This window comes from Jhaorihella thermophila (assembly GCF_900108275.1).
GTDB classification, from domain to species: domain Bacteria; phylum Pseudomonadota; class Alphaproteobacteria; order Rhodobacterales; family Rhodobacteraceae; genus Jhaorihella; species Jhaorihella thermophila.
This window is the reverse complement of record NZ_FNVD01000019.1, coordinates 34,768-43,132: the sequence shown is the minus strand read 5'-3', so window position 1 is coordinate 43,132 and position 8,365 is coordinate 34,768. Positions and strand designations below refer to the sequence as shown.

Here is an 8,365-nt window from a genome sequence, read left to right as displayed (position 1 = left end):
TTTTTGAGCAACCGGTTCTCAAGCGTCAGTTCCGCAACGACCTCCTTCAGCGCCAACGCCTCGGACCACAGTTCCTTGACTTCAGGGGCCGTCGCCTGCCGGGCGGTGTCGCCCGCGAGCCGGTTCTTCCCGGCTTCGAGGAATTCCTTCGACCAGGAGTAATACAGGCTCTCGGCAATACCCTCGCGGCGCCACAGTGCAGCGATGCTTTCCTCACCGCGCAGGCCAGCCAGGACAATCCTGATCTTCTCTTCCGCTGAATACTGTTTACGGGTCTTCCGCTTGATGCCTCTGACCAGCTTGTCAGCGGCATCCTTGCTTGTTCCGGATTTCTTGTTCATCTTCGCTCCTTGATGGCTTCGATGAACCAGAAATCCTCCGTTGCTCAAACCCCTAAATCTGTCCGATAGGTGCTGACTTCAGACAGGGCTTGAATACCGGAATTTTGCGGTAGGACCGGAGCGCTGTGATCCGCTCTCTGGTCCAGCGGTTGCCGTTTCCGATGGCAAGGCCGTTGCGGTACAGGGCGCCTGCGATGACATCGTCGCTGGCGATCCGTGCAAGCTGGCGGACAGCCTCGACAGCATTCGGCGGTATTGCGTTGCGCTGTCCGCGGCGGCGCTTTGGCAGGCGGATTTCCTTATGCGCGCCGCCGGCCCAATGAACCAGCAAAACGATCTCAGAGGCATCATCATCAAGATCTGCCACCACTTCCTGGATCACCGTGAGCGTGTTGCACAAATCGTTTCCGATGCATAGCTGGTCCTTTGATTTGACTGCGGGATGCTGGGATGCCTTTCAAATTCAACGCGTCGCGGCGGGATAAGTTTGCGAAGGCAAAGTACCGTGTGACGAACTGGGCCGAATACAACGAGGCGCTCCGGCAGCGTGGTGATGTTACAGTCTGGTTCAGCGAAGACGCGGTGTCTCGGTGGTGCGCAGTGCGCTCCGGCAAGCGCGGTGGTCAACAACGATATTCTGATCTGGCGATCGAGACCTGCTTGACCCTGCGCGCCGTGTTTGGCTTACCGCTTCGCCAAACGCAGGGCTTTGTCCGCGGTCTGCTGCGGCTCATGCAGACGGACCTCCCCGTGCCGGATTTTTCGACGCTTTGCCGGCGTGCGCCATCGCGTCAGATCGCGCTCGACACCCGGACAGCCAGTGGTCCGATCGCGCTGGTTGTGGACAGCGCAGGGCTGCGTGTCCACGATGGCCGCGAGTGGATGCGGGAGAAGCACGGGCTGCCGAAGGCCCGCAAGATATGGCGCAAACTGCATATCGGCTTCGATCTGGAGAGCGGCGAGCTTGTGGCGTCCTGCCTGACACCCCAGCAGGTCGGGGACACCGGCGCTTTGCCCGAACTTCTTGCCGAGGTGCCCGGTCCGGTGCGCCGTTTCATCGGTGACGGGGCTTACGATGGTGTACCAACCGCCGCGACCATCCGGCACGCGTTTGGCCCGGATGTCGAGTTGATTATTCCACCGCCGAAGAACGCCGTTCCCGGAGAGTGCGCCGCACGCAACGCCCACATCAACATGATCGCCAGGCATGGTCGTATGGCCTGGCAGAGGGCCACCGGTTATGGTCAGAGATCGCGCGGCGAGGCTCAGATCGGGCGCTACAAACAGGTCATCGGACTGGAACTGCGCAGCCGCAACATGGAGACCCAGACAACCGAAGCCCGCATCGCTGTCAACGCCCTCAACCACATGACCCGTCTCGGTCGAGCGGCCTATGAGCGTGTCGCATAGCGAACCGGGGAAAGGGGCAAATGCGGCCCAAGCGCTATTCGTGCAACGCGGTCCTGAATGACCGCGCATATTGGCTCGGAGGCGCAAGCTTTGACCTCTTTGGCTGCATTCTCAGCGACGCAGGCAAAGGGCATTTCGTGCGCGAACTGAAACGCCACGGGGTAGAGGTCACCTGTTTCGGAAACTCAAGCAGCGATCTTCCGATGCTCCGATAGGCGGATAAAATACGTTTTATGTTCATAATGAGAACCCAAACGAGCGCCACCGTGAAAAGCTCCGTGCCCATCTATCCCTGACCTTGCTGCAACTGGAACACCAAGATGCCTGTCACGATACTCTCCAAGCAGATCCCGTTTCTTGAAACCCTAAACGGCAAGACCCGCGACGCACGAAACAATGGCACACGACTGGCGAAGATCCACCGGGAAATCGGGCGCATACTTGGCCAGCACCATCTGAGCCGGAAACCGTTTCGAACCAAGCCGACTACGACCGTTCAGGACAAGCGCAGCGACATTTCGGTCCTGGACACATCCGATCTGACTATCGTCGCCTTGCTGCGGGCGGGCCTTTATGTTGCCGAAGGTGTTCGCGATCTGCTTGATGAAGCGCCGCACCACTATCTTCTGTCCAGGCGTCCCGACGATCTCGACCTCCGGTTCATCGACGGCAAGGATGTTCTGCTGGTCGATGCGGTGATCAACACCGGCAAATCGATCGAGGCCTATATCCAGGCCGCCGCCGCAGCCAGGAGCATCGCGTGTTTCAGCATCGTCATGCAGGATGAATTCCGCATCAAGGCCGAAGACCGGCACCGGGATATCGCGTTCATCACCAGCCGCGTGTCAGAGAATGCATTCGTGGGTCGTGGGCAGACAGACACTGGAAACCGACTGTTCGGAACGATCTGACTCGTGAAAGGTGCAGCAGGCAGACCGCCCACGCCGGGCGGTCTGCCTGCAAGCGGATCCGTTTTTGGGGGCCCGGTTACGGGGCCAGGCCGACCCGCCTACCCCGCGTCCAGCATCGCGATCAGCGCCTCGAGATCCTGCACCGAGCGCAACCTGAAGCACACAAGGTCGGCCCGTTCCAGCTGCGGCATGGTCCGCAGCCCCGAGTGGCGACCATACAGCAACTCTCCCTTTTTGTTTTTGCGCGAATACAAGGTCGAGGCCGGAGACAGGCGGTGGTCCAGATGCCCGCAGGCTCTTTCGTTGACGAACCGTTGCGCGATCCACAGATTCGCGGGGCTTCTGGGGCCTTTTTCGAACATGATCTCGATCGGCGTGCCACCTGCCGCGCGATAGACATAGCGATTTGCATAGGTCGATTGATGCCCCGCAGGATGGACGTCGGCGATGGCATCCAGCCGCGCGACCACACGGCGCTTGATCTCGTCCTTCGACAGCGGCGTATGCGCCGCTCTCCCGGCCTGCGACGCCGGTCTGACTGCCGGAGCCTTCGACCGCGCGACCGGCCGTTTCAGGGCAGGCCCCGCGCCTGTCAGGGCGCGCAGGTCAAGGCCGGTCTGCGCCATCGCCCGCAGCACGACTTCGGCGGCGGCCCGTGCGTCCTCTTCGCCGTCATGGTGGCGGAACTCCAGCCCCAGATGGGTCTTGAGCGAGGCCAGCCCATGCCCGCCGTTGCCCCACAGCTCGGGCCAGGCCCGGCGGGCCACGGCCACGCTGTCCTGCCAGTTCCAGGCCGGGGTCGCCACCCCGTGGGCGGCGCAGGCGGCATTGATGGCGCTTCGGTCAAAACCGCTGTGCTGGAACACGATCTGACCATCCAGAACCGGCAGCAGCCGCGCCAGAACCTGCGGGAAGCCAGGCGCACCGCGCACGGTCCGGGCGGTGATGCCATGCACGAAACTGCAGCTCCAGTCCGTGGTCCGCGGATCGACATGGCTGCTCCAGGTGCCGCTGATCCGGCCGTTCTTCACGAAGGCCAGGCCGATCTGGCAGATGCTGGCACGATCATTGTTGGCCGTCTCGACATCCAACGCGACGAAATCGAACGGACCCGACGGCAGGTCGCCGCCCGATGACTGCGCGCCGCCGGCCGTGGCCTGGGCATGGCGCGCCCGCTGCCGCTCGAGCGCGGCGATTTCGGCCGCCGAAAACCCCATCCGCCCGATCAGTGCATCCACCAGGTCCGACGGCTCGGGATACGGTTCCATCGCCCGGCGGTTCCAGGCCACGGCCTCGGGCGGGGCCAGGCGCAGGATCTCGGCCTCCAGCGCCTCGATCGGGGCGGTGTCGGGCAGCGGCACCCAGACCGCGCGGCAATGTTCCGCGATGAAAGCGTTGCGCAGGCGCTTGGCGACATCCGCATCCGCCCCGGCCTCGGCATCGCGGCGGTCGCGATACATGCGGCCCGTGTTGTACATCCGCGAGAAATAATGGCTGCTGTCTTCGGACCCGGTCCGGTGACGCTGATGGATGCGTTCATACAGCGTCTGGCGGGTCGAACTGGTCGATCCGACATAGCGCAGATCGCCATGGTGGTCGATCAGGCCATACAGGCCGCGCCGGTCCCGCGGGGCCGCCGCGGTGCGGGCGGGCGCGGCCGAAAGAAGCGCGGCAAGAAGCTCTTTGGGGTCAAGTCGCGTGGTCATTTCCATCCTCTCCGGTGCCTTGCTCACGCCCGCTTCACCCGCTGCCAGGCCACCCCGGTCACGATGCCCCAGTTGCCCTGCGCGTTGGGGCGGCGCCAGCGCGGCACGGGCATGGCGTTGAGCGCCTCGAGCGCCTGCTCGTAGGTGTCAAAATGCTGCTCGTCGCCCTTGGCCCCGATCTGGTACTGGCCGGCGCGCTGCAGGTCCGGGGTGAACATCGACCCGTCGCGGGCCACCGGAACAAAGATCATCCTGCCCGGATCGACGGGCTCGGGCCGGGCTTCGGGTTCCGACTCGGCCTCGTTCCAGATTGACGCCAGGAAACCCTTGCGCTTCTGCAGCCAAGTCAGGGCCGACAGGGCCACGACCCCGCCGTTCGGGCCCCGTTCAAGCTGCGCCCCCTCGCCGGCCAGCAGATTCCGCAGCCGCCCCTCGGACACGGCGCCCAAGACGGACATCGAATGGATGTCAACCTCGCCCTGCCCCCGGTCCATCGCGTGCCGCGAGGCGGCAAGATTGGCGATCATCACGATCGGGTTCCGCTCGACCCCGAGAGCCTGAACCTCGGGGTGCGCGGCAAATTCCGTCACCCGGCCGACCAGATCGGCGATCCACCCCGCCCGGTCCTGCACCGCGATCCGGGCCGGGGTCACGCCGTAGAGCCCGTACAGAAGCGCGTGGTTGAAATCTTCGCCGATCGGCCAGACCGTCCCGGCCGAGAACACATCCTCCATCACCTCGCGCCAGGTGTCCTTGCGCGTGCCCTCGATGGCGGCCACGGGGGCCAGAAGCTGCATCAAGGGTTCGGCGGCGTGCCGTTCGCCCACAAGATCCTCGACCAGGTCCAGCGCCCGCTGCAACAATTCGGCGATCCACTGGGCATAATCCCAGTAATGCGGATCATCGCCATGCTGAAACTGGTTTTCCATCCAGGCGTCGCGGCGCTCTTCGGCGGTCATCAGGTTGTCCATCTTCTGTCCTCTTCTTTCAACGGTGCAGGCGCCGGATCGCGCTGCGCAGGTTCTTCAGGTGCGCCGGTCCGATGGCGACGCCGGGGCGGTCACGAACCCGGCCTCGAAACACAGGCGGCAGTGTTTGCGGTGCGCCTCCAGGCGCAGCAGCGTCACGCCCTCGGCCGCGCACAGCGCGATGTATTCCCGGTGGCTCCAGGTCATGGCAAATCCGTTAAGGCGTAGCTATTGTAATCAAACTATTAGAGATTCTTGAGGTGTCAATTATCATTTTTCGTGAGTGGTGATATCACGCGCTTACCATCTTCCCCAGCAAACCAATCCGTACTCTACTCACGGGCGGAAGGGCCTGTTCCGCGGATCAAACGTCGCCCGGGGGCAAAGATGGGGCTGGCCTATGCGTTCTGATTGCCCCAGCCCGCGCCCAGCGATCTGCCGATCCTTTCGATCAGGAAATCCATGAACGCGTGTTGACGCCCCTTTGAGGCAAGCTGGCAATTCGAAGGAGCGGAACAACGCCGTGACAAGTCCAGACAGCATCGCTGGGGGGCCAACCTAGATTGCTGGGATTGCAGATTTGCCGGCCGGGTCTCGGGAGATGGCCGAGACCATGGCGATCATGATGCTCGCGTCAGATGACATGAGCTTCGCGGAGCAGATATAAGAGAAAAGTCGCAATTAGGATCAGGCGAAAATCACGCCCTCGGGCTTCTTGAAGAACTTATTTCTTTCATATGCGGGGAACACTATGGGTGCCTAATGCCTTGCTGCCCGAAGGGCGGGTCATCCCCGCGGGTGCGGGGAACACGGCGAGCGCTGCCCCGATGCGGGCGTCCAAAGCCGGGTCATCCCCGCGGGTGCGGGGAACACAGGGCATGGGTGGCGGCGGAACCGTCGAGGTTCGGGTCATCCCCGCGGGTGCGGGGAACACGGCGCTGGTGCTGGCCGATTGGATCGTCAACATGGGTCATCCCCGCGGGTGCGGGGAACACTTGGGGTAGGCCCCCATCACTGTGTCCAGCTCCGGGTCATCCCCGCGGGTGCGGGGAACACACGGACTACACCTACAAACTCTATGCCGCTGGCGGGTCATCCCCGCGGGTGCGGGGAACACGCATCCATCTGCGTCATCAGCGTTTTGAGCGCCGGGTCATCCCCGCGGGTGCGGGGAACACGGATCCCCACGCCCCGCGACCCCTGTTCGACGCGGGTCATCCCCGCGGGTGCGGGGAACACGGTTCTCAGGACGGATCGGCATCATCATTCCCGGGTCATCCCCGCGGGTGCGGGGAACACGGCATGATCGAGATCCCCGAACATGACCGGCTGCGGGTCATCCCCGCGGGTGCGGGGAACACACCGCGCAATCATCGACGCCCAATCAGCCGCCCGGGTCATCCCCGCGGGTGCGGGGAACACTCAGCTTCGCGACGTAGATATTCAGCGACGGCCGGGTCATCCCCGCGGGTGCGGGGAACACTCCAAGCTGTCGGCACCGAACGCGACCAGGAACGGGTCATCCCCGCGGGTGCGGGGAACACACGATCACGACCCTCCGCGATCGCGGCGGCCACGGGTCATCCCCGCGGGTGCGGGGAACACTGCCGCCCCCATTCGCCTCGATTGCATCGGCCCGGGTCATCCCCGCGGGTGCGGGGAACACGCCTACCTATCTCGACAAGTATGCCAAGAAGGCGGGTCATCCCCGCGGGTGCGGGGAACACTCTGGCTGGAACATATTGAAAAACAACGGATTTGTCACCCGTCGAATTTCCACCGATGATCTTGGCCGGGTTTTTCAGCCGCCGGGGCCTCAGCCGGGGCCGTCGCGCGGGGCGAACTGCACCAGGGTCAGGCCGTCGAAGTCCACCGGCATCCGGCGGTTGCGGCCCACCGTGCGGAAGGCAAAGCCCTGATCCGTCGGCGCCGCCCAGCACATCACCGCGTCGCCCTCGGCGATGCCGGCCTCGACCTGCGCCCAGATGCGATCGCGCACCCGGGCCGAGTAGCGGCCCACATAGACCCCGGCGCGGATCTCCAGCAGCCACACCGCCAGCCGCCCCCGCAGGCGCGGCGGGGCGTTCTCAACCGCGATGACCATCATCGCCGCCTCCCTCGCCGTCGCTGAAGGCCGGGCCGACGCCCTCGGGCGCGGGCACAGGCTTGGGCAGGTCGCCCGCCGACAGGACCTCTTCGATGCCGGGAATGATCTTGGACAGCAGGCCGCTGCTGCGGAAGGCGTCGCGGCAGGCCAGACGCACCGCGCGTTCGGGCGGCATGTCCAGCTTGCCCTTCTGCGCCTGGGCGGCGACGCGAAAGGCCTCGGGCACCACGGTATCGAGCTTCCACAGATCGGCGATGTCATAGACGAAGCTGCGCGGCTTGCCCCGGTGCAGAAAGCCGATCGCGGGCGCGTATCCGGCGGCCAGAACGGCGGCCTCGGACAGGCCGTGCAGGCAGGCGGTGGCCGCCGACAGGCAGCGGTTGGGGATGTCGGCGCTGTCCCACTGGCCCGGATCATAGCGGCGGTGTTTCCACTTGACGCCGAACTTGCGCGCCAGCAGTTCATAACCATGGCGCACGCGCTGCCCCTCGATCCCGCGCAGCTGGTCGACCGAGCGACGGGCCGGGGGATCTTCGCCGAAGCGGCGGGCGAACATGGCCCGCACCACCCGCAGGCGGGCGCCCTCGTCCAGCGCCAGCGCCGCCTGCCACAGCAGCTTGTCGGCGCGCGCCCCGCCCGGTTGCCCGGCGGAATAGAGCCGCACGCCGCCCTCGCCCACCCAGGTCACCAGCGTGCCCGCCTGCGCGGCCAGCGACACCGCCGCGTGGCTGATCCGCGCGCCGGGTTCCAGCATCAGGCAGGCGATGCCGCCCACGGGGATATGGGTGCGCATGCCCTCGGCGTCGATGGCGACGAAGGCGCCGTCCTTCACGTCGATCTGGGCGCGTTCGACGAAAACCATCGCCGCCCGTTCCTTGAGCGGGATGGGTTTGGGCGGTGGCAGGCCCGGCAGGCTCATCGC

General features: G+C 64.9%; 9 protein-coding genes and 1 CRISPR repeat array. Of the genes, 2 read left to right on the top strand and 7 right to left on the bottom strand.

The features are described from left to right. On the bottom strand, positions 1-341 hold a 341-nt coding region (locus tag C4S70_RS15750; protein WP_146064235.1), incomplete at its 3' end, for a transposase. A 52-nt stretch (positions 342-393) separates the two neighbouring features. Continuing rightward, complete coding sequence (locus tag C4S70_RS15745) at positions 394-741, bottom strand: hypothetical protein (protein WP_200822780.1); 348 nt, start codon at positions 739-741, stop codon at positions 394-396. Positions 742-791: 50 nt separating this feature from the next. Here C4S70_RS15745 and C4S70_RS15740 point away from each other — a divergent pair, with 50 nt between their 5' ends. Together C4S70_RS15740 and C4S70_RS15730 are read left to right on the top strand one after the other, a co-directional pair. Continuing rightward, positions 792-1,751, top strand: a complete 960-nt coding sequence (locus tag C4S70_RS15740) for an IS5 family transposase (protein WP_104009064.1) — start codon at positions 792-794, stop codon at positions 1,749-1,751. A 320-nt stretch (positions 1,752-2,071) separates the two neighbouring features. Next, positions 2,072-2,662, top strand: a complete 591-nt coding sequence (locus C4S70_RS15730) for a uracil phosphoribosyltransferase (protein ID WP_104009062.1) — start codon at positions 2,072-2,074, stop codon at positions 2,660-2,662. Between the two features lie 98 nt (positions 2,663-2,760). On the opposite strand, the gene C4S70_RS15725 is transcribed toward C4S70_RS15730, so the two are convergent. From C4S70_RS15725 to cas1e, 5 genes are all read right to left on the bottom strand, one after another. After that, positions 2,761-4,368: a 3'-5' exonuclease gene (locus tag C4S70_RS15725; RefSeq protein WP_104009061.1), complete on the bottom strand. Its 1,608-nt coding sequence runs from the start codon at positions 4,366-4,368 to the stop codon at positions 2,761-2,763. A gap of 23 nt (positions 4,369-4,391) precedes the next feature. After that, positions 4,392-5,339, bottom strand: coding sequence for a hypothetical protein (locus tag C4S70_RS18860; protein ID WP_200822779.1), 948 nt, complete (start codon positions 5,337-5,339; stop codon positions 4,392-4,394). 54 nt (positions 5,340-5,393) lie between these two features. Further along, positions 5,394-5,543, bottom strand: a complete 150-nt coding sequence (locus C4S70_RS18720; RefSeq protein WP_160114895.1) for a hypothetical protein — start codon at positions 5,541-5,543, stop codon at positions 5,394-5,396. A gap of 575 nt (positions 5,544-6,118) precedes the next feature. Next, positions 6,119-7,063: a CRISPR direct-repeat array (repeat unit 29 nt; unit sequence CGGGTCATCCCCGCGGGTGCGGGGAACAC). 89 nt (positions 7,064-7,152) lie between these two features. Next, positions 7,153-7,443 (bottom strand): type I-E CRISPR-associated endoribonuclease Cas2e, encoded by a 291-nt coding sequence (cas2e, locus tag C4S70_RS15715; RefSeq protein WP_104009060.1) that lies wholly within the window; start codon positions 7,441-7,443, stop codon positions 7,153-7,155. After that, on the bottom strand, positions 7,424-8,362 hold the full coding sequence (gene cas1e, locus C4S70_RS15710) for a type I-E CRISPR-associated endonuclease Cas1e (RefSeq protein WP_104009059.1): 939 nt from the start codon (positions 8,360-8,362) through the stop codon (positions 7,424-7,426). Before cas1e ends, cas2e begins: the two co-directional genes overlap by 20 nt. Positions 8,363-8,365: the final 3 nt, after the last annotated feature.

Bases quoted from the DNA above. Each gene is read 5' to 3' on its own strand.
- C4S70_RS15740 (WP_104009064.1), top strand. From the start codon at position 792: ATGCCTTTCAAATTCAACGCGTCGCGGCGGGATAAGTTTGCGAAGGCA.
- C4S70_RS18720 (WP_160114895.1), bottom strand. From the start codon at position 5,543: ATGACCTGGAGCCACCGGGAATACATCGCGCTGTGCGCGGCCGAGGGC.
- C4S70_RS18860 (WP_200822779.1), bottom strand. From the start codon at position 5,339: ATGGACAACCTGATGACCGCCGAAGAGCGCCGCGACGCCTGGATGGAA.
- cas1e (WP_104009059.1), bottom strand. From the start codon at position 8,362: ATGAGCCTGCCGGGCCTGCCACCGCCCAAACCCATCCCGCTCAAGGAA.
- C4S70_RS15725 (WP_104009061.1), bottom strand. From the start codon at position 4,368: ATGACCACGCGACTTGACCCCAAAGAGCTTCTTGCCGCGCTTCTTTCG.
- C4S70_RS15730 (WP_104009062.1), top strand. From the start codon at position 2,072: ATGCCTGTCACGATACTCTCCAAGCAGATCCCGTTTCTTGAAACCCTA.
- cas2e (WP_104009060.1), bottom strand. From the start codon at position 7,443: ATGATGGTCATCGCGGTTGAGAACGCCCCGCCGCGCCTGCGGGGGCGG.